This window comes from Fervidobacterium nodosum Rt17-B1 (assembly GCF_000017545.1).
In the GTDB taxonomy this organism is placed as follows: Bacteria; Thermotogota; Thermotogae; order Thermotogales; family Fervidobacteriaceae; genus Fervidobacterium; species Fervidobacterium nodosum.
The window spans coordinates 586,198-608,764 of sequence record NC_009718.1; the positions used below are offsets into that span (position 1 = coordinate 586,198).

The 22,567-nt window shown below is 37.2% G+C and carries 20 protein-coding genes; 1 reads left to right on the plus strand and 19 read right to left on the minus strand.

The genetic code is table 11. The features are described from left to right. Positions 1–90: 90 nt before the first annotated feature. The 6 genes from FNOD_RS02740 to FNOD_RS02765 all read right to left on the minus strand — a co-directional run bounded on the left by FNOD_RS02740 (position 91) and on the right by FNOD_RS02765 (position 6,528). Positions 91–1,251 carry an ABC transporter substrate-binding protein gene (locus FNOD_RS02740; protein WP_011993713.1) on the minus strand — a complete coding sequence of 387 codons (1,161 nt, stop codon included), beginning with the start codon at positions 1,249–1,251 and terminating at the stop codon, positions 91–93. A 49-nt stretch (positions 1,252–1,300) separates the two neighbouring features. Further along, positions 1,301–2,596 (minus strand): acetyl-CoA hydrolase/transferase family protein, encoded by a 1,296-nt coding sequence (locus tag FNOD_RS02745; RefSeq protein WP_238374608.1) that lies wholly within the window; start codon positions 2,594–2,596, stop codon positions 1,301–1,303. Then, positions 2,596–3,792 carry a TetR/AcrR family transcriptional regulator gene (locus FNOD_RS02750; protein WP_011993715.1) on the minus strand — a complete coding sequence of 399 codons (1,197 nt, stop codon included), beginning with the start codon at positions 3,790–3,792 and terminating at the stop codon, positions 2,596–2,598. Before FNOD_RS02750 ends, FNOD_RS02745 begins: the two co-directional genes overlap by 1 nt. Before the next feature lie 40 nt (positions 3,793–3,832). After that, positions 3,833–4,816, minus strand: coding sequence for a 3-oxoacyl-ACP synthase III family protein (locus tag FNOD_RS02755; RefSeq protein ID WP_011993716.1), 984 nt, complete (start codon positions 4,814–4,816; stop codon positions 3,833–3,835). 304 nt (positions 4,817–5,120) lie between these two features. Further along, positions 5,121–5,969, minus strand: coding sequence for a DUF4438 domain-containing protein (locus tag FNOD_RS02760; protein WP_011993717.1), 849 nt, complete (start codon positions 5,967–5,969; stop codon positions 5,121–5,123). Positions 5,970–6,009: 40 nt separating this feature from the next. After that, positions 6,010–6,528: a nitroreductase family protein gene (locus tag FNOD_RS02765; RefSeq protein WP_011993718.1), complete on the minus strand. Its 519-nt coding sequence runs from the start codon at positions 6,526–6,528 to the stop codon at positions 6,010–6,012. Between the two features lie 272 nt (positions 6,529–6,800). On the opposite strand from FNOD_RS02765, the gene FNOD_RS02770 reads away from it, so the two are divergent. After that, a complete protein-coding gene (locus FNOD_RS02770) occupies positions 6,801–7,481 on the plus strand; it encodes a hypothetical protein (protein WP_011993719.1) in 681 nt (226 codons plus the stop codon). Between the two features lie 96 nt (positions 7,482–7,577). Here FNOD_RS02770 and FNOD_RS02775 read toward each other — a convergent pair whose 3' ends face one another. From FNOD_RS02775 to FNOD_RS02835, 13 genes are all read right to left on the minus strand, one after another. Beyond that, complete coding sequence (locus FNOD_RS02775) at positions 7,578–10,235, minus strand: hypothetical protein (RefSeq protein WP_011993720.1); 2,658 nt, start codon at positions 10,233–10,235, stop codon at positions 7,578–7,580. A gap of 91 nt (positions 10,236–10,326) precedes the next feature. Further along, positions 10,327–11,181: an ABC transporter ATP-binding protein gene (locus tag FNOD_RS02780; protein ID WP_011993721.1), complete on the minus strand. Its 855-nt coding sequence runs from the start codon at positions 11,179–11,181 to the stop codon at positions 10,327–10,329. After that, positions 11,181–11,756, minus strand: a complete 576-nt coding sequence (locus FNOD_RS02785; RefSeq protein WP_011993722.1) for a hypothetical protein — start codon at positions 11,754–11,756, stop codon at positions 11,181–11,183. The genes FNOD_RS02780 and FNOD_RS02785 overlap by 1 nt, the downstream gene beginning before the upstream one ends. Then, positions 11,749–12,126, minus strand: coding sequence for a GntR family transcriptional regulator (locus FNOD_RS02790; protein WP_011993723.1), 378 nt, complete (start codon positions 12,124–12,126; stop codon positions 11,749–11,751). The genes FNOD_RS02785 and FNOD_RS02790 overlap by 8 nt, the downstream gene beginning before the upstream one ends. Then, entirely contained in the window at positions 12,123–13,073 is a 951-nt protein-coding gene (locus FNOD_RS02795) for a hypothetical protein (protein ID WP_011993724.1), read from the minus strand. The genes FNOD_RS02790 and FNOD_RS02795 overlap by 4 nt, the downstream gene beginning before the upstream one ends. A gap of 221 nt (positions 13,074–13,294) precedes the next feature. Continuing rightward, positions 13,295–14,875 carry a phytoene desaturase family protein gene (locus tag FNOD_RS02800; RefSeq protein WP_011993725.1) on the minus strand — a complete coding sequence of 527 codons (1,581 nt, stop codon included), beginning with the start codon at positions 14,873–14,875 and terminating at the stop codon, positions 13,295–13,297. Between the two features lie 31 nt (positions 14,876–14,906). Then, a complete protein-coding gene (locus FNOD_RS02805; RefSeq protein WP_011993726.1) occupies positions 14,907–16,484 on the minus strand; it encodes a phytoene desaturase family protein in 1,578 nt (525 codons plus the stop codon). Further along, positions 16,477–17,499 carry an SDR family NAD(P)-dependent oxidoreductase gene (locus FNOD_RS02810; RefSeq protein ID WP_011993727.1) on the minus strand — a complete coding sequence of 341 codons (1,023 nt, stop codon included), beginning with the start codon at positions 17,497–17,499 and terminating at the stop codon, positions 16,477–16,479. The genes FNOD_RS02805 and FNOD_RS02810 overlap by 8 nt, the downstream gene beginning before the upstream one ends. After that, a complete protein-coding gene (locus FNOD_RS02815; protein ID WP_011993728.1) occupies positions 17,499–17,969 on the minus strand; it encodes a nuclear transport factor 2 family protein in 471 nt (156 codons plus the stop codon). Before FNOD_RS02815 ends, FNOD_RS02810 begins: the two co-directional genes overlap by 1 nt. Positions 17,970–17,984: 15 nt before the next feature. Beyond that, on the minus strand, positions 17,985–18,959 hold the full coding sequence (locus FNOD_RS02820; protein ID WP_011993729.1) for an aromatic ring-hydroxylating oxygenase subunit alpha: 975 nt from the start codon (positions 18,957–18,959) through the stop codon (positions 17,985–17,987). A 15-nt stretch (positions 18,960–18,974) separates the two neighbouring features. Further along, positions 18,975–19,622 carry a glycerol-3-phosphate acyltransferase gene (locus FNOD_RS02825; RefSeq protein ID WP_011993730.1) on the minus strand — a complete coding sequence of 216 codons (648 nt, stop codon included), beginning with the start codon at positions 19,620–19,622 and terminating at the stop codon, positions 18,975–18,977. A gap of 459 nt (positions 19,623–20,081) precedes the next feature. After that, the gene (locus tag FNOD_RS02830; RefSeq protein WP_011993731.1) at positions 20,082–21,236 is read right to left on the minus strand and encodes an IS110 family RNA-guided transposase; all 1,155 of its coding nucleotides are present in this window, start codon (positions 21,234–21,236) and stop codon (positions 20,082–20,084) included. 123 nt (positions 21,237–21,359) lie between these two features. After that, entirely contained in the window at positions 21,360–22,535 is a 1,176-nt protein-coding gene (locus FNOD_RS02835) for a glycosyltransferase family 2 protein (RefSeq protein WP_011993732.1), read from the minus strand. Positions 22,536–22,567 lie beyond the last annotated feature (32 nt).

A 22,567-nucleotide genomic window follows, 5' to 3' on the forward strand; every position in this document is an offset into this window, starting at 1 on the left:
TCACATTAATAAATTGACACATTGACGAGTTAGAAAAATTAAAGAGCGGTTGACGACTTACACCGCCAACCGCCAATTCATCTTTAACTTTTATGGCCTTATTAAATCTGTTAGTGGAACAAACTGTTTGTTTTTAACAACCATGAGGTACATCGATGACTTACCGCGTCTTAGATTTGGTCCCCATGTTATATCCTTTGCAAGAATTCCATTCCAATTCTTGAAACTCTCAAGTGCTTTTACAAGTCCTTCTCTTGTAAGATTCTTACCAGCTCTGACAAGTCCTTCTGTAAATACCTCAGCTGCTATAAAACCAGCAACAGCGTATGAAGATGGAATTTGCTTTGGATAAGTAATTTGGAATATGGAAATAGCCCTCTGATAATCCCTAACGAAATCAGGTCTATCTGGTGTTGCGAGTGGGACCCATCCTGTGAAGATAACACCTTCAGCGTAATTTCCAGCAAGGCTAATGAATGATGGATCAGCATTAGGATAAATCGTTATAATCTTACTGTTAAGACCGTAATCTCTTATTGTCTTAATCCATCTGATTGTATCAGTTATAAGTCCGTAGATAATTACAACATCTGGATTCTTCTCGACTAATTTTACAACTAAACCACTGTAATCTGTATCCGCCGGGTTGTAGGAAATTTCCACAACTGGTGACATTTTGTAATCACTGAGTTTACCTTTAAATGCAGTGTATCCTTCTAAACCAATATCGTTGTTCATGTAAACAATAGCTGGTGATTTGAACTTAGCAATTTCTCCGACGTACTTTGCGATGAGTGTACCTTCAAGTGTGTAGTCTGGTTGCACACCGAATATATATCTTTTTGGAGGAACAACAAGCTTTGATGTACCCGCACCTTGGTAAACGAACGGTACTTTGTTTTGTTCAAGATAATCCATAACGGCAAGACAACCATAGGTACCGAGCCCACCAACTATGGCAAAAACCTTATCTTGCTCAACAAGTCTTTTTACTTCAACAACTGTCTTCGCGGGATTAAGCTGATCATCAGCGACTATGAGTTCAATCTTTCTTCCGTAAACTCCGCCACGGTTGTTAACCCAATTGAAGTAAGCTTTCATACCTTTTGTCATTTCTTGACCGATAACTGCATAAGGACCTGATAATGCTTGAAATGTTCCAATAACCACCTTATCGTTGTAAACTCCAACCTCTGCAAATATACTCACAAACAAACCTAAGAACAACAAAACACTCAGTAACTTTCTCATAACGACACCTCCTTTAAAATGGTGAAAAATTCAAACAATAACAGTAATACTAGATTAACCCAATTTCCTTTGCCTGCTTTGTTAACTCTTCACGAAAATCAGGGTGAGCTATTGATATCAAAGCCTGAACACGCTTTCGTGTTGGAAGACCTCTCAATCTAACAGCACCCCACTCTGTAACGATGTAATCCAATTCCTGTCTTGGAACGGTAATCGGCGAACCAGCTGGTAACATTGGAACTATCGTTGAGACCGTTCCATCTTTTGCAGTTGAGCGCATAGCGATTATCCCTTTACCACCTTTACTCTTCACAGCACCTCTGTGTGTGTCAAGCTGCCCACCTGTACCACTGTAATGTCTTGTGCCAATCGCTTCCGAGCACACGTTACCAGTCAAATCAACCATCAAAGCTGTATTAATACTTACCATCTTCTCATTTTGAGCTATAACGTACGGATCGTTGACATACCTTCCCCTCAAAAACAAAACCGCGGGATTTTCATCAAGAAATTCATACATCTTCTTCGAACCGTACGCGAACGTACAGACAAACTTTCCATTCCATAAGGTTTTTCTTTTGTTAGTTATTGCACCAACCTCAAAGAGCTCAATCATACTCTCTGTAAACATCTCCGTGTGTACCCCGAGGTCTTTTTTGTCCTTTAAAAACTTCGCAACAGCATTTGGGATACCACCAATACCCAATTGAATAGTTGATCCATCATCTATAAGTTCGACGATATTCTCCGCAATCTTCCTCTCAACGTCCATAGGTTCAAGCAATTCCGCCTGAGGTAATTCGTAATCTACCTCTATTATGTAATCCACATCCGATATATGAACTTGTGTATCCCCATGTGTTCGAGGAGCGTTCGGATTTACCTCCAAAACAACCATATCCGCGTGTTCAAGCACATCTTTTTCGTAAACCACACTCGCAGAGAGCGTTAAAAAACCTTTCGAATCCATAGGTGATGCCACACCGACAAAAACATTTATTTTCGTTGTTTCGATGAGATTTGTCGCCGATTGGTGGAGATTGTTTGGAACGTAATACGTATTCTTTGAAAGATTCCTGTTGTACGGACCAAAAAACCAAGAGTAATTGTAAAACTTATCGAAATACTCTGGCTTACTGCAGTAATCGTAAGGTTCGGTATTCAAACACGTAAAAACCTCTAAACCTTTAGCTTTTGTGCGGTGCAAATTCCTTTGAAAAACCTTCGGTTCCATAGGAGTCATACCCACGACTATAGTCCAATCATCCTCAAGCTTTGAGAGTACGTAATCTACATCGACAACTTTTTCTTTGTACATCTTATCAAAATCCATAGGAAGTCCCATCATTTCACCCCTAATCCTCTACATATGTACTCGTAGAGATCCTTCAAGAAAAACTCTAAAACCTCTCTCTTTTCCCCCTTCATCTGACCAGCCAACAAATACCTTTCTCCTATGTAATGACCAAAACTCATAAGCATAATGGCAAGGTAATTGATTTCTTCTTCATGGGCGTATTTGCCTTTTAAAACTAAATTTCCACTTTCGACAGATTTTCTCAAAGCATTTACGTAAGGTCTATAAATAGACAAATAATACTCTTTCGCTATATCCCTATCTATAGTCTGACTCTCCCTCACTATCCTGTACATGTTTGAATGCATTTTAAAAAATTGAACAAATGCGTACAATCCGGCTATTTCTTGGACCAACCTATTACACTTTTGACATCTTTCAACCGCAAGTTTGACGTTGTACCTTAGACCTTTATTTATCCAACGCACAAGTTCATGCAACAACTCCAGTTTATTCTTAAAATACAAATAAAACGTGCCGACCGCTATTCCTGAAGCTTTAGCTATATCGTAAACCTGCGTTTTTTCATACCCATAAGTGCCAAATAGAGTTTCCGCGTTGGCAAGTATATGTTCTCTTTTCTCATCGATTTCAATAACGTGCTTTTTCGGTTGAAATGCGAATACTTCCGGAATCAAAACATCGGGGCACTCTAGGACAATACCGCTCACCAACAAATCAACGAAATGCTCACCAACTATCTCAGTCTCAATTAAATCTGAGAATCCAACCACAAACTTTAGAGGAGACCAAAAGTAAAAATACCCCACATCCGTTAAATCAAATTTTTCAGATATGTTTCTAAAGATACCATCGTACTCATTCCTAATCCATTCAAAAAGATATTCATTTAAATGGACAATCTTGAAAAGCTTCTGATTCTTTTTAGCGTATTCTAAATAATTGAGAGCAGATTCTTTTAAATTGGAGGCTTTCAAATTATCATTTAAATCTTCAAAAAACTCCTCCAATATCTCCCTAAAAAGCTCGTCTTTGTTTATGTAATACTGATAAAATGCGCCCGTGCTCATTTTCGCATGTTTTGTAATTTGCGAAATAGAAACATCTGAGAAATTCGATTTACTAAATAAATCGATAGCGGCGGTTTTTATTTTGTTTTTTGATTCAATTCCATCAACTCTTCGTGGAATACGTTTTTGATTACCTCTCTTACCTGAATTCATGCCACCACACCTTTTTTAAATTTAAAAATCACATCCTAAATTACATTCTAAACGCAGCAGCAACCTGCTGGAATCCAACACCAGATGTTAAGAAGATAACAAACTTACCTTTCAAATCTTTCAATTTACCTTCATCGAAAGCATCATCGTAAGCCATATATACGCATGCAGAACCTGTATAGCCATACTTATGCATAATCATGTGGGCTTTTTCCTTTGGTAATTCTAGTATTTCCATAACTTTTTCTATTGTCTTCTTCCTAACTTGCGTAAAGAAAATCATTCCAATTTCATCTTTTAAAATTCCGTATTTTTCCAATAGTTTATTTATAAGCATTGGCCATCCTTCTTCGTTAACTGTTGCTGGGTATGCCGCTCTCAAATCTAACTTATGTAATCCCCTTTCAAAACCTTGCAAGTTCATTGTTCCAGCGCCCATGTATATACCCCAATTCTGCCACCAACTTCCATCTGCTCGTGCCACACTGCCGATGAAACCGGGCTCATCCGATGCCGTCAAAAGCAGAGCCCCAGCACCATCACTGAAAAGAGCTTCCCAAGAATACTTCCAACTGAGAAACTTCGTCATTGCGTAAGTACCAATCACAAGGACGTTTTTGTAATCTCCCATAGCTATATATCGAGCTGCTATATCGAGCATAAGAGCGCCATTGGCACACGAAGCGTTGACATTAAACGCAAGAGGTTCCGCCTTGTGCGCACCGATAAGATATTGTACCCTTGGTGCGTCTGGTGGAGATACAGATTCTGGAGTATCCGTACCAACGATAATCAAGTCAATCTCTTCTGGGCTCATACCAACCCTTTGCAAAGCCTTTTTCGCAGCCTCGGCTGCCATATACGTTGGTGTCTCCCAATCCTCGGAAACGTGCCTATGATTAATACCAATAACATCAGAAAAATAAGGATCAATCGTAAACATCGTAAGCTTCTCAAATTCAGAGTTGCTCATAATCTTCTGTGGAACATACATACCCGATGAAATAATCTTTGCATACCTCATAGCAAAAAATTCCTCCCTTCAAATTTCATTCGAAACTCTTTGAAATAATAGAACAAAAATAATAAATATGAATCACCTTTCAGATTATAACATAGTTATCTAAATAAAAAATCCGTTTAAAATAGCCAAATTCATAATTTATGTAGATTTATAGCAACATAAAGAAAAAATGCTTCATTTTTCGGAAAATTTTATGCACAATTACATTAAACCTAAAAAATGAAAAATGAAAAAGCCCCACTTTTCTTTCTGATTTTTCATTTCAGTGGGGCTTTTTTATTTTTTTCAGACTTAGATAATTAAACTATATCCCGAGGTACTTTTTTATATTACTTTCCTTGTCTATAACCGGCACAATCTCTCCGTTTTGTGCTGTCATGATGATAACCATGCCAGGGCCATGACCCGTTTTGAAACAATCGGAATGCACAACAACACCTATCGAAATCGAACCACTTTTGTATCCACCCGCACCGTATCCATTATAATGGTCAGTGATTGCAACCAAATCACCTATTCTAACTTCATCTAAACCCACTCTTTTTACCTCTGCTTCATCTAAGGTGTTCATATCGTAATCTGTCGCAGCCGGATTACCAGCACCTATTCCAGAACCAGTTAAATAAGCAGGGACGATTGCTGTCACAGGTACGTGGATTTTTCCATCTTTTTCTTGAATTGGTATCTTCTCAAAAAGTTCAGGGTCTATATTGAACATTTTGACGTTTGGATAATCAACGAGTTCCAATCCCTGTCCCCACGCTTTTATCTGAATTTTATCACCAATAGTCAATTTTTCCTTATCTGGTACCCAAACGAGCACATGATCAATTCCACCATGCTTACCGATGACGTAACCTTTCATTCCTTTTCCATCACCAGAAACCACCACAGCTTCGTTACCTATACAAGCTAAGGCCATACACGTTGGATTCAAATCTTTGTTGGAATTTTTGGTACTCACATCAGGTTCAACGTGGTCACCGTGCATCTTAAACGCATTATCACCTAAACCAAAATTGTACGTAATACCACCAACTCCCGGAAAATAATACGAATTCCCATTACCATCCACAACTGGCATTCTCACAACTGGGTGCGCAACTTCCACTAATATGGAGAGCTTCACTACTTTTTCTTTGTTCGTGCGCATTTTAAAACCTCCTCTGAATTTAAAAGAATTTAGAAACAACTTACCATTTTTCTCGATGAATTTTCTTCATCTCTACTTCATCTAAAGAATGAAGCTGTTTTTCTTCGTTTGGATACCCAATACCAATCACACACAATACTCTGTAGCCTTCTGGTATATTCAATATTTCCTTGACTTCACCTTCCACAGATAGGTTATTGTGGTATCTATCGTGTGCGTGACCCCAGCAGCTACCCAAGCCAAAGTTTACAGCTAAAAGCTGGATGTACGTTGCAACAATTGAAGCATCTGACATCCAAGTACTACTATCTTCCATTGCGGTAACAACTATACAAGCTGGTGCCGTATTCAAAAATGAAAATGCACCTTCGCGTGCTTTCATAATCTTTTTGATAGTGTCTTTATCTCGTACAATTACCAACTCAACGGGTTTTGAATTTCTCCCACTCGGTGCCAAAAGTGCGTATCTTGCGATATTTTCAAGCACTTCATCAGAAACAGGCATATCTTTAAATAACCTTATACTTCTACGTTTTTGAATTATTTCGAGTATATCCATGCCAACTCCCCCTTACTTATAATATTGCTTATTATTCTGATAACTAAAAAGTACGAAGAGCTAACTATTTAAATTATAGCATAAAAAAACATAAATCCAAAATTCTAATTTTGATATTGAACGAAAAAATAAAATAAATTGTCAAATTAAATGATATAATTAAAAATTAATCAAATAATTACCTAAATAGACAATTACTATCTAATTTTCCAAAAATTGGTGGAATATAAACCACCGTAAAAACTGTGAACATTTAGAAGGAGGAAAAGTATATGGCAGAATCCAAGAAAGTACTTTATGTTATTTCGGCTGTACTTTTGTTGTCATTTTCCTTGGGATTTGCATTCGAGTTCGGTGGTGGCGGTCCAATGGTACTTTATTTCCCAGGTGGATCGTTACTTAGTCTAAAATACATCAACGTACCTATCCTGGATTTTAGTGACTTCCAGTCCGGCGTATTTGCGATAGGTGGATACGGTTATGGCGGGCTTCCTGGAAAAATGAGCAGTGGTGGATATGGCTTTGCTGGTGAAAGTGAGATAACAAAAGATGGCGCAAAGTATAAGCTTGAGATTTCTGGTGGATACGGTGGAGGGTACAGCAATATTTCATTTGGTCCTATTGGTTTGATAGCGGGATTGGGATTTGGAAGTTTTGACATAGCACTTAGTAGAAAAGTAAACGAGGATAACACTAGCTTAACAGATCTAAAAAATGGAACTCTCGAAGGATACATCGGTGCTAATATAAGTTACTTATCAATTAGCGGAAGCTTGGCATTAGCGCTTAAAATTAGCAATTTTGCAGAATTACAAGCAGGCGCGATGGTATTCGCAGGGTATTCTATCGACGGATGGCAAGTAAATGGAAAACAACTAACAGGAATAATTCAAAATGATTATAAATTCTTGCTCAATTACGCGCTATATGGAGGTATAGGCTTTGGATTTTGATATATTTTTTGAGACAATTTAAGACAAAAATAAAAAACTGCCACTTGAAGTCCAAGTGGCAGTTTTTAATTTTGACTCTTTTACTATCAATTACAATCAATACGGCATACCTGACAAAATATTAAGCATATGTGGTGAATTACCCAAACCTATATAAACTATCCCTTGGAAATCAGGCGCTGGCAAACCATACAAATCCATCAATTGAACAAACACACCAGCATTTGGATATAATTTCATACCCGCAAGGTAAGTTTCGACAAAGAACTGCGTGTAAATACCATGGATACCTGCTGGATTTGCAAACCCTATTGTTAGACCTGAGTTTCTAAAGAGTACATTGCCTCCAAACAATTCCGCTGAATCTTTGAAAAGTGTAAATGCCAAGGACGTATCATAATAAATATTCTCTGGCTGAGATAAATTCCATTGCAAGAGTCCCAAAAAGCTTGTATCTGTGTTAAGGGCAAATACGACTGAATGTTCAAAGTAAACACTGTCTATGTCAAAAAGTTTTGTATAATCATCGTTGCTTAAAATAACCCAATTCCTAAATTGCACAGGTCTTGAGAAAATATAGGTTGGCATATATAATCCAAAACTCAGTGTATTCAATTTTATCGACGGCGCAGAGATGCCACTAATTAAACTAAATACACTATCTAAATTGTAATCTTTGCTTGACCTAGAATTTATACCCAGTAAAGCGTAAACACTCGTTTTTGGTGATAAGTCAAATGAACCAAGCAATAGTTCAGCTGAGATACCGTAATCGTTAGATGGATAAATGTAACTTGCCGATATACCATAATAATCCCCCATCTTAAGAAAACCAACAAACTGTCTGTAACCTAAAATTTGGAAATCAAGGCTTTCAGGGTCATTCTGGGCGATGTCCAATATAGGTGTTAGAACAAAAGCAGTATCGTTTTCTATATTAGTAAATGTGAAAATCATATACAGCGTGTAAATAAGACTGCTATCTTCAAGTTGCGTATAAGAATACATTGGAGCCCAGGTGACCGGTTTGAGAAATTGATTGATCCTAAATGCTATTTCATCACCATCAACATACTTATGCTGAGTTATATTAATTTTCGATGGTGGATTTTCGTTTGGTAGTTCTGATAGCTCTTGCAATTGTATCTCTTTTTTGTATACTCCGTTACCTCCGGTATTACCGTACGGGGTGTAGCTCACATAGTAAAGCTCGTTGTTGTGAATTGTGAAGTCAGAAAGAAGAGTTTTCTCTGCAAGTTTGTAAAATTTACCATTTTCAATATCATAGTAATACGGAATTATGTAATTTCCCTCAATCCTTGAGAAAAGCACCTTATTATCCTGAAGCTTTACGTAAGGACCTTTCATGTTTCTATCCTTAATCTTAGCTACTTCTTTGTATTTCCTATCGAGAATTATAATATTATTATCCAAAGTCAACAACGCAATGTACTTTTCTGAAACATCCATATTCTTTATGTAACCATAGTAAGTGTATTCAAACAAATCATTGCTCAAAGATTTAACCTTCGATTTTAAAGATACTGGGTCGTACAAACTTACGTAAACTTCACCTTTGTTAACTCCGAAAGACGTTATATATCCTGAAGCGATAACTTTATTTTGATTTACAAGCCAGAGTTTTTTCTCAACTTTATCTAAAAATTGCGAAGGTTGAAGTGCGTAGATGTTATTTCCATCGATTTTAACCTCATCTGCGTTCAACGAGATATCCCTTGTCTGTTTAAACTTTGTGTCATCTATGAAAACTAAACCACTCTCAATAGTTCCAACGTAAGAAGAAACAGGACCAGAGGTCTGTCTTAAAAGTGCGAGTTCTTTCCATGCTGAATCAACTCTTAGTATCAACGAGTTTCTGAGATTGTAAACCAACTTTCCTTGGATGTAATCTAATTTTGTAAGTGACATAATCCAATCTGTGTAAAGCTCGTCAAACTTCTTACCAAATACCGACTCGTATGGATCTTGAGCCGTCTGAGTTGCTCCGAAGGTTAAGAATGGTATATTAGTTTGGGATGTTACATTCAAAAATTTCTTTACACTATCAATTCCGTAAGTATCGGCAAGGTATTTATAAAACCCTGCTGTGAAATTGTAATACAACAATCCTCCACGGTAATCGTCTAAAGGCATTGTTTCTTTATACGAAAACGATGGGAAATTCGGTAAAGAGTAATAATACAATCCCGATGAAAAGAACGGATTATTTAACCTTCCGGATGAAAGCGAGAAAGAACTCTCGGCGAAAACAGTCGTACCTTCAACAAAAGGACTTGACAACTGTGGAAGATAAGGGATACCCGTTATCAGACTTATAAACTTGCCAAGCTCATCTTGATACGAAAGGTGACACATATGCGTAAATTCATGGATAATCAAATACGTATACCAATCTTCCAACGGCAGATAAAATCCCATATACCCTTCCGTTGGCCATGTGTAAAGAACTATTGTTTTATGGAGCAAAACCTGTGTATACCCATTGCTCACAGTCCCCTTATCTTGCAAGATAATAGTGATTCTTCCAGGGTCGTACCCAACAAGATTAATAACATCCTGACGGACACTTTCAAATATATTCCCCACCCTTATAGCCGTATCGATGTACCTCAAATCTGGATAAACCACATCCGCATGCTCAAAATGTAACACACCAGCGAACGATACTAACGAAATTAACAAAAAAAGAGAAATCACGGCAAACAAAAACAATCTCCTAAACTTACCAGCCATCTTTTCACCCCACCTGTTCATAAAACTTTTATACAACTTTTATAGCGTTTACAAGCCAATGGTTTAAACTATTATAGCTCATTTGTCTATTTTAAACAATCGGTACAGTTTTCCTATCTTCCAATGAATTCAAATACCCAACAACTATATCGTTCAATTTCGGAAATCTTCCAACATCTTTATTTCCTCTATCCTCTTCATTAACCCTTATAAGCACCTCATCGCCAACTATCCCTATTATACTTCCGGGAGCGATTTCTTCACCTTTTCCCACTATTCTGTGTTTCTCTTTCGCCTCGTCGATAGAATCAGAATAAATCACCACACCAGACTTTATAATCGCAAAATCCGTTGCGTACTCTTCCAATTCAAAAATCTCATGCGACGAGATCAACGCAGTCCTTCCCTCGTAAGTTATACTCTTTATAAGCCTCATTATCTCAAACCTCACAGTCGGGTCAAGGTGTTGGGTAGGCTCGTCCAATATCAACAATTCAGCGCCGGATGAAATCGCAAGTATAACGAAAAATAACGTTTTCATACCTATTGAATAATCCTCAACCCTCTGTTTCAAGTTAAAGTTATACCTTGCAATCAGAGTATCGTACGTTCTCTTATCCCAATTCGGATAAACAGCCGACCAAAGCGCTTCGTAATCGTTAGCTGTAAAATATCTGAAAACCTTCCTGTCTTCTGATACAACCGCTATCTTCTTTTTCACGGAAGGAAGGTAATCTGAGCCAAATAGCTTAACCTTTCCACCATCTTTTGGAATGGCGTCGAGTACACACCGTATAGTCGTTGTCTTTCCCGAACCGTTCGGACCTATCAGCGCAAATATGCTCCCCTTCTTAACTGAAAACGACACATCGCTTAAAACCTGCTTATCAGAAAACCTCTTACTTAAATTTTCAACCTGCAAAATATATTCTTCATTAAACTCCATTATCGTTCGCCTCCCTTCTTCTCAAACATCACCTGACCGAAGTACAAAACAACAGCTGCAAAAATCAAAGCTGCTAATTTATTTCCCTGAGCCGATGGACTGATAAACGAATAGTATTTAAAAGCGGAAAACGAACTCAGCATCTTATCAATTACAAATACGATAAACCCTGCAGCAACACCGTCCATCCCAAGCATCGAAAGGATTATTATCAGCCCGTAATAACCTGCGATAAAAATCATAACGAAAAGTAAATCGGCAAACCCAGACGATAATTTATCGTAAAATGGGAGACTAACCATAGAACTCAAAAAAACAAGGAACATCAAAAACAAAAACTCAAACCAATATATCATCTTCCTTGTAAAAGGCAAAAAAGTCAGCAAATCTATACGCTTGTGTCGAATATCGCTAATAAGTGAAAAGAGAATAATCAAAAAGCCAAAAAACATCTTCGTATCAACACTTGGGAACAACATCAAAATAAAGAAAAAAACTATCGTGCGTGATTTTTCCGTAAATTGCTTTCTAAAATAAGCGAATAAGTAATTAATGTAATCAACGTATTCACCCATTATTCCACACCTCCTCGATTAAAGCCAAAGTTGTGTACAAATCTACATTCTTACTCTTCAATCTTTGCACCAAATTTTCTACCGTGTTGACAACATCCCTATCGATATCTATATCCCCTGAAATAAAATAGCCAACTCCCTGCTCCGCTTCGACCAAACCCTCAATCTTCAAACGCTCAAGCGCTTTCAATATCGTATTTATATTCACATCGAAAATCCTCTCAAGCTCCCTGACAGGTGGAAGCTGAGTCCCTTTCTTCAACTGCCCTATTATTACCTTCGCCTTTATTTGGTTTATAATCTGCAAATAAGCTGGCACACCACTGTGCTTATCAACCTTTTTGAAATCTACAAATTGGTTTCCGCTCATTGTCTCACGACCTTAACTCCACTACTTTGGATGTTTATATCAACATCCGATAAATTTTTCAACGTAACAGTACCACCGACCGCATTTAGTTCCATATCCATTTTTTCTTTTCCAAGGTATTCAACCTTGCCATTCACACCCGTTCCAGAAACCGTGAACTTTTTACAGTTACTCAGCTTCATATCCAAATTTATCCCAACACCTTCAAGTTCAATGTAACGGACATCGAAAATTCCACTAAAATCAATACCAACGCTGTTGCAATTTATCTTTTCAGCTTTAAACGTACCTTTCAACTCAACACCTGTACCATCAAATTCCATACCATTTGCCGATATCTCACCTTCCACCTTTACAGACACACTATCAACCTTCAAATCATCTAGCTCAACCTTACCTGAAAGCTCCACTCCAACGGCTGAAGCTTCAAAAACTTTCAAATTGTCTTTTCCAATTTTAATCAAATACCTTGAATTCTTCTTCCCACCGAATATCTTCACAGAATTTTCACTAACGTCAACTTTTAGCACGCTTGGATACTCTATCTGATTGCCTTCGACAAACTCAACTTCAGCCTTACCTTGAATATCAATGACAACATTTTGTTTTGCTTCTAAAGATTTATCTGGATGGTAAATCATACCCTCTGAACTCGAGCCAAAAATATTTTGGATATACTCCGTAAGCGTTGAAGTAAAGCTACTCTCCGTTTTAACAAGATAGCTGAACATGTAAAAATTCGCCATCGGTATCAGAAAGAAAATAATAGCCAAAACAATAAAACCAGCAATTTTCTTCGTATAGTACTTAAACACATACCCAACTAACACAACTTCGAAAAACACAATAACAACCTTCAACGGTCCATACTCCACAAAAAAACCGACCAAACCTAGCAAAACAATAAACAACGTAATCAACAAAACGTACTTAACATCCTCTCTCACACTCTCACCTCCCAAATTACTTTCCAATTTTTCAATTTTATTTTTTGTTTTATAGTGTTATATAATTATATAACACTATAATTATAGTACTCAATACAGAAAACTAAAGTATCTTTTGTGTAAATTTTGAGTAACGTTTTGTAATAAAAGCTAAAAAATATGGCTTCGGTTCTCTCGAAGCCATATTTTCGTATTTTCTATTTTTAGAATTTCAAGAATTTTCAAACCTTCCCGGCGGCTAGTTTACCAGTCAAGACAGCCATCGGAACGCCGGCTGGACTGTACGCCCACTGACCTGCTTTGTATATATCCGGAAACGCAGTCAAATACGCATGCGACAAACTATTCTTTATAGGCTGTTTTTCTCCAAGTTTGCCAAACGCCCAACCAACAATCGCACCATTTGTTGTACCTACATACCTTGCTATCGTTAAGGGGGTCGAAGAGAATTTAAAAATCACTTTATCCTTCAGCTCTGGATAGACTGTATTTGATAATGTTTCAATTACATTCTCTTCAATCATGTTTTTTAACTCAGCGTACCAACCTGCATCATGGACCAGCTTCGCAAGTTCGTAATCGAAAAAGAAATTGACTATCAAACCAGTCTTACCTTCCGGAGCTAAATTTTTGTTTCTTAAAGCAGGTATAGATATCTCGTACGAAGTGTATTTACAAAGCTTACCAATCCATTCGCTAATTGCGTTTCTATCGAAATTGTTAAAATCATTTCTAATAGCGCTTTTCAAATTCTCAAGCTCGGAATGTTCAATTTCGCCTATCCCTTCTTTGCTTGGTGTGTAAAAGAAATGCTCGTTTGATATCTTTTCAAAATACTCAACCGGTTCATCAACAGCAATAAACACCTTCACAACTGATTCAGTGGTCTTCCCAGATAGCACTTTATTCTTTTCTTTCTCAACTTTTTCACTTTTTCTATCACAACAAGCTATACTATACAACCGCTTCAAATCAGCTGCCCAGATTAATTTATCGTATCTCCAACTCCTTCCATCACCGTCTAGAACCAAATGCTTGTCAACATCTACCTTTTTAATCCCCGTATTTAATACAATCTCACCACCAAGTTCCCTTACCTTCTCTTCCATCTTCCATGCCAATTCACCGATACCGTTCTCAGGGTAGATGTAATCCGTGTATGCGTAAAAATAACTCAATGCGAAAAACGCGGGTGTATTTTTGAAAAAATGCTGAGTAAGTATATCTTTAAGAGATTCGTTTCGCACAATCTTTCCTACATAATCCTCAACAGGCTCTTTGAGCTTGTTCATAACCGACACGGTCTTTAGAACTTTCAAAAGCCAGGGCAGATAAGTCTTAAAAGTCTTAAATTCTTTCTTCTCTACAAAGAGTGGATTATCGACGCTATACAAAATCTTCATACTGTTCATAACGCTCAAAATAACCAACGCCAATCTCTCTATATCTTCCACACTATCCGGATAAATCTCTTTTAGCATATCTACGTAATCCCTAAAACTTTCCTCGCCCTTCACGTGCACAATTTTGTCGCCTATACCAACGGAAACTTTGTTTTTAACAAACTTTAAATCAATTCCCACTTCATTGAGCATAGGCAAAATTATCCCAGCATTCAAAAACGCTGGGACACCACCATCGAAGATAAAATCCGCTCTATTAAACGAATTCACCAACCCACCGCAGTAATTGTTCTTCTCTATAAGTGTGACATCGTGTCCTTCCAAAAGCAAATACAAACTAGCCGTTAAACCGGCTACTCCCACACCTACAACTACAACTTTTTTAACTTTTTTCTTCAAAACCCTCACCTTCATTCATCATTTAACACACTCATTCGCACTCATTCGCGGCCATTCTTCCTGTCATTATCGAAGTTGGACCACCTGCAGGGCTGAAAGTCCATTGTCCTGCTTTGAAAACATTCGGTATCGATGTTCTAACAGCTGCTTTCATATTCATCATACTCGCATTCACAGGTATGCCTTCCTCAAAACTCCAACCTACGATAGCTCCATCCGAACTTTTCACTATCTTGTGTATAGTAATCGGCGTAGCCGAGAACTTCGCGATAATTTTATCTTTCAACTTCAACCCATCGAATACACCTTCAGAAATAGCGTCTATAACAAACTCGCTGAATTTTTCTTTGAATTCGTCGTACCATCCATCTTTGTATATTAAATCCGTTAACTTGTAATCAAAGAGCAAACTTACAATCATACCTGTTTTACCATCAGGCGCCGCTTGTTTCTCTCTTAGGGCTGGGATGGAAATCTCAAACGTGTTGTATTTTACAAACTTCTCCAACCAAGAGTAAACATCTTCTTTCTTTATGTTCTTCCAATTTTGTATAAGCCTTTTCAATTCCAAGCGGTGCAATTCGCCCAATCCTTCCTTTTTCGGCGTATAGAACATATGCCCTGTCACTATCTCACCGAAAAACTCAGCGGGTATATCGAGTTCCAAAAAAAGTGTGAAAACGGATTCAGCGCCTTTTGCGTTGAGAATTTTCTCCTTCTCGGTGTTAAATTTACCTTTGAATTTTTCTGGAATATTCTTCAAGTTTAAATAAAATTGCTTCAAATCAGCTGTCCATATGAGCTTTTCGTAGTTATATTCTTTCCCATTACTGTCAATTAACTTATTTTCCGATACATCCACACTCACAATCTCCGTATTCAACAAAATTTCTCCGCCCAATTCTTTTATCTTCTCCGCGATCTTTCTTGTAAAATTCCCAACCCCACCTTTTGGATATATATAATCGTTGTACAACGCAAAATAGCTCAACGCAAAAAACGTTGGCGTCCCCTTAAAGAAATGCTGAATTATTATATCCCTCAGTGAACGATTCGAAGTTAATTTATCCATATAACTTTCAATTGGCTCTTGCAATTTACCTATCCTGTAAATCGTCCTAAGGAATTTGAAAAACCACGGCACAACGTATAAAAGATTTAAAATGTTTTTCTTACCTTTTTCAAAGAGTGGATTATCGACACCGTATAAAACCTTCATATCCTCAATAACACTCTTAATTGCGAAAATTATCCTATCCACATCTTCTATACTCTCAGGATACAATTCCTTCAAAATTTTCGCGTACTCATATATACTCTCCACACCGTTTATTTTCAACACCTTATCCTCAACTATTATCGACACAGGATTTGGCAGAAATTCTATGTCTATCTTAAATTCCTCTGCAAGTGGCTTGACAAGTCCCGAGTTTACAAGTGCTCTTGCCCCACCTTCGAATCTGAAACCATCTCTTTCAAACGTGTTCATCAACCCACCACAATAATCATTTTTCTCTATGAGCAAAACATCTTTACCCTTACTTGAGAGTGTCAGTGCAGCGGTTAATCCCGCTATACCCCCGCCTACAACAATAACTTCCTTACGCACATCCATCACTCCCATCAAAATCTACAGATTTTTTAATACCTAATCCAAAAGAATCAATCATCTTAATAGTTAAATCCCAAAGTTTTTTGGCTTCTTCCATATCTTTCGCCGGCGGGGCTAGTTCCTCTATCTTTGTGAGATGGAAAAATTTATCTGTGATATTCTCGACTTCTTTTGAGACGCCTAAATAATACAGCGCTTGTGCTGAAATCTCTGGTGTTTGCGAAATACTATCTATAAACGTCTTTTTGAACCACCTATAAAGTGCACTGTTATCCCTGCCGGTATTCGTCCTCACCATACCAGGGTGCATCGCATTTATCGTAACATTGTAAGGTTTCAGTAAGTCTGCGAAGATGTGCATCGTTAAAATCTGAGCAAGCTTTGCACTACCGTAGGCTTTTAAACCGGTGTATCTTGCCTTTTCAAATTGCAAATCATCCAAATTCAATCCCCACACAGCAAACCTGTACCCTTCAGAACTAACAAGGATAATCCTCCCCTTTTTATCCTCTTTGTACTTTTCCAAGAGGTGGTAATTAATAATAAAAGGTGCAAGATAATGGACAACGAAATTCGTTTCAAGCCCATCGACGGTTAATGTGCGCTTGCCTAAATACACTCCGGCGTTGTGTATCAAAACATCGATGGGTTCTTTAAGACATGATAAAAACTCAGCAGCTTTGTATATATCTTTCAAACTACTCAAATCAGCTAAAAAATACTCAATTTTTACGCCAAATTCCCGTTCTATATCTCTAACCAAAGCCTCAGACTTTTCCTTACTCCTATTTATTGTTATCACTCGCGCACCCATAGAAGCGTACTTCTTCGCTGTATAATAACCAATACCGGAAGTTGCGCCCGTTATCACAACAACCTTCCCATCGCACCTTTCCGTGCATTGCTTTGGCTTTTCCTTCATATTCTTCAGCATCTCAAAAACATTCGACCATTTGTACTCTCGCCAGTACTTCCACACTTTGCTTTTTTTACTTTTTTTAATTTTTTCCATCAACCAAACACTCTCCTCATGAACTTCCGGTACAGTTTATTAAATCCAGGGATATTGTCAAATATATCCCCCCACAAATCGTAATAATCTCTCTGCGATGCAATCTTACCTTCATCGTTAAGAATCAACCTACTTGCACCGTAAACCACAGACTTTCTAGTTTTTTTAAACAATATAGTCATTTCCCACTCAACGAATATCAAATTCCCTTCTTTCACAGCGTTTACAATCTTCATCCTCAGCTCTTGCGATCTTTTCGTTAACCTTTCAACCATCGCCTTAAATTCGTCTATACCGTGTATCTCCTGGATAGAATCCCTGAACACAATATCATCCGCATAGTACGGAAGCAGATGCGACCAATCTAACTTCCCCTGCTCGTTGTAAGTCTTCTCCCAGAGTTCAATCAACTGTTCCAAACTTTCTATATTATATTTACTGTATTTTTTCTCTTCACTATTCTCTATCATTATTTCTCACCTATCTCAACTATTTTTCAAAGCTTCCCTCTTTTTTCTGTACTCAAGTATAGGCGCATCGCCGGGTATAAGGTTTTCTCCCATGCGAAGCTCGCTCTTCTTTGGAATCTGAGTTTCCACAACACGCTTATCTTGGTGTAAAATCTTTCTATTAAACGGCATACCCATCAACGTTATCAACTTATCCAAAAACCTAATCTTCGTAAAACCGATGTAAAACCTCAGATAAATCATGGTATGTTCATCATCGATAGGAACAAAAGCAGCCGTTACCCTAATTTTCTCATCTATGTGATTTTGCCACATATTTGGAAACTTAAACTCCAAGTACACTTGACTTTTTTCATTTAAACCTATCTCCTCGGGTTTTCTCGCAGGTCTTCCATCGTCAACTCGGTTAAAGACATAGAAATAAAACATCGTATCTCCAAACCACTTAACAATTGGACCATCCACAACTGTCCTATTGCCCCTACCAATAGTGTTGTAATGCACAAACGGTACATGCACAACATCAAGCTGATTCTCTATAGCCCGCGAATAGTGTACATTCCAAACTTCTTTAAATTCACTGTAACTCAAATCATCCGTTATATCCTCAAAATACGTCGGTGGATTTGTTGGCTCACCGTCACCATACCAAATCCAGATAAAATCCGCTAATTCGTAAGTATGATAAGCTTTGACCTTAAAATTCTCATTTACCGGTGTATTTCTTCCGTTTGCAGGAATCACGCACACCCGTCCAGTTGAATCGTACTCAAAACCATGGAATGGACACATAACACGCTCGCCATTTGAAAGAATCTTTCCATGTGAAATAGAAGCTCCTCTGTGACAACATACATCGGAAATACAATGAACCTTCCCTGCCTCATCTCTCCAAAGTGCAAGTTTCTCACCAAACCTAGTAACACCTATAAGCTCTCCCTTTTTAACCTCTTTAGAAGAAAGCACAATATACCATTGATTCTTTATCATATAACTCTCCCCCTTTTACTTTCTAATTTTTAAAAAATAATTTCTCAATTCCACGCGATGTTTGTAGAAAACTACAATAGCATTTCCAACGTACAGTACAACCAACTCAGGCATACCATTGAAAGCTTTCCAAATTGTGTAAAAAAGCAAAGCGACGAACCCTAACAACACTCTGAAAGCATCCTTTTCTGGATTTGTCTTTTTCTTCCCTTTAATTCTGTTGAATATGGAAAAGATTGTAAAAACACATCCTAATAACATAGGTCCTTCCCACTTAGTCAAAACAGACCAAGCGCCAAACATCGTTGCAACAGCCTTCCCACCTTTGAATTTTAAAAAAGGAGAAAACGCATGCCCTAAAATTCCCGCAAGCGCCGCAACAGCTAAAACGTATCTATTTATGTTAATTAAACTAAAAGAATCCTTCCAAGCAAAAAAAGTAAGTGGTAAAACGCCTTTAAAGTAATCCAATGCTAAAGCCAAAAATCCATATTTCCAACCTGCGGCTCTCCAAAGATTCGTCGAACCGGGATTGCCATCTCTTACTTTCCTCAAATCAATACCTTTCAACTTCGCTATAATATACGAATACATAACAGATCCTGATAAAAATTGAAGAAATATCAAGGCAACATAAAATATATAGATTTGCAAATTCCTCATACATTATCCTCCTACTCTTCAAAGAAATATTTTTGATTAGCCTCCTGAAATACGTTTTTTCTTATTTTTTCAAAAAATTCTTACTTCCCTTTCTTTTCCAAAAGAGTTTATCTAAAATCTTAATAATTTTAATTTTTTATCTTTAATGAATTAATTCATTATTTTTATGTCGCTTTATTCCTTCTTAGATTATTTTTTTTAACTACTTCCCCACCATTTTCCCTCAAACTAACCCTCTTATGCCCACCTGGTTTGTTCCACACTCTCACATTCCTTCGTCCTATTTGAGGTATGGTGAGTTTGCTTATTCTCGTATCCTGGTTACTTTCCTAATGGAGGTGACCGGCTTTCTCACCTATACATATACTCTCTCCGGTTCATATCTTGTCTTGCTTTTCACTAACTTGAATATTATCCTTATCATTTTCAATCCTATTGCTATCAATGCTTGTGTCTCTTTTAATGGATTTTTTCTCTTTTCCTCAGTTTTAAATATTTTTCCATTATTTCACGGTTATGTCTTATCACCGTTTTTGCCATCAAGTATATTATTTTCCTCAGTAACGGCCGCCCTCTTTTTGTTATCCGCGTTTTTCCTTTGTGTTCTCCAGAACTTTCTTCGTACAGGTTCAATCCAGCTAATTTCCTTATTTGTTTCCAGCTTTTAAACCTGCTTAACCCTCCTGTCTCTCCTAATATCGTGGCTGTCATTACCGTTCCTATCCCTGGCACACTTTCTATATATTCCCCTTCTTCTGTTTCTTCTATCATTTTTTTCATCTCTTCTTCTAGCTCTTGAATTTGTCTTGTTAATAGCTCTATTTCTTCCAATAGCATCCTTAATTTCATTTTCGCACTTTTTTGCCCTGCTCTTACTCCTACCGATTCTCTCGCTGCTTCGTATATCTTCCGCGCCCTACTTTTCCAGTCTTTCCCCTTTGTCGATTCTTTCAATACACTTTCTATTTCTTCTACTCCAACTCTTAATATCTCTTCCGGAAATGGATAGGTCTTTAATAATTTCATCGAACCTTCCGAAAATATGTTTTTGTATATCTTCTCATACTCAGGAAAGTATTCGTCTATTATAGCTATTACAATATTTTTTGAATTTTTTCTCTTACTTACTAATTGTTCCCTTGTCGTGGTTAATACTTTTAACTCACTATACACATCATTTGATAAATGCATATCGAAATATCTTCCATCTTTGATTAATTTGGCTATTAATCCTGCATCTTTCTTGTCATTTTTACTAGGTGAGTTATCATCAAATTCTTTGCTTTTCTTCACATGATATGGATTTACTCCAACAAGATAATTTACTTGCTCGTTAGATTTCATTTGCCAAGCTAAAACCTTCCAATAATGCCCTGATGGTTCCATGCCTAAGATTACGTTGTTTAACCCTTCCTTTTGCTTAATAATTCTTATTTTTTCCTCTAACATTTTAATACCATCTATGGTATTATTAATCTTGAAAGGGCTAATCAAATCAATTCCACGATAATCAGTCATCCTAACCCAATGATTTCTTTTAGCAACATCAATACCGACAATTAGAGTGTCTTGAGAAATTCTTGAAACTTTTGGATTAACATACTTTTGTTCCATGGTATCGCCTCCTGATTTTAGTGTGATGGGGTAATTATATATTATCAGGAGGCGATACTTTTTTCAAAATCTATTTTTCCTTACAGGAATGCTTGTGTACTTTAAATACATTTAAATACATTTTTATTTAAACTTTATTTCCCTTCCACGCCATGTAACTTTCTTAAGGATTGTGGTTTTGTACAAAGAATAAAGAAAAACAACAGCAAAGAAAATAAAATGTAGCGGATAAATGATCGCATCGTACCATTTGTAATCACCTATCGGTTTGGAAAGAAGATAGACTATAATTGTAAACCCTGCGTACCTTAAAACCACATACCCCAACGGCATATTAAAAGAAGCAAAAGACGAATAAAAACCAGACAACCAAATAAGAGCTATGAGAAAATTTAACAATCCATTGCTAATAGCCCCTGAAGACATATTTTTCGAAAACCCATCGAAAAGTTGTCTAAAACCATTTGGATACATCCTAAATTTGACAACACTTTTACCAAGCAAATTCGTCACCCTAATACCACTCTCAACATACAACTTCCCAAGCTTTATATCCTCCAGCACTGAATCCTTTATCGTTACATGTCCGCCAGTCTTTTCGTAATCTTTCCTCGAAGTTAGTATAACAGGTCCGAATGCCCCAACAGGCTTTTCAGAGGGAAAACCCAACATATTACCAGCGTACGTAACGACAAGGTTAAAAACCAAATTCAAATGCTCATAAAACTTCTCAAACCTTTGGTACGGCCAAACGGATATTAAACCGCCGTATCTTCTGTAATTACTAACCAAAGCTTCCAAAGTCTTCTCACCGGGCTCGACATCCGCATCCATAAAAATCAAAATATTACCTGACGAATGCTTGTAACCATTCCAAATTGCCCAAGATTTTCCAACCCACCCCTCAGGCGGTTCTTCTTTTAAACTAATCAACTTAATACTTTCATTATCATTCTGGAATGCCTTTACAATCTTCGCGGTTCTATCGATAGAATTATCATCCACAACTATGACCTCATAAGGTTTAACCGTTTGCAAATTTAAAAGGCTTAAAATCTTACCGATATTACTCTCCTCATTCCTTGCTGGTATGATAACGGAAATACTAAATCCATTTTCTTGAGAATTTTCAACACTCTTAATTTCCTCAGCATCCAAGTACCTTCTCTTTGAAAAGAAAAAATAGATAAAAGATATAAACACAGAAAAACCAATCACTAAAAGATGAAGTGGAATATCTAAAAACCTCAATCCATTTTCCCCTTTCTTTTTTACATCTTTGATATTTATTATTATCATACATCATTCAAAATTATACATTGACTATTTCA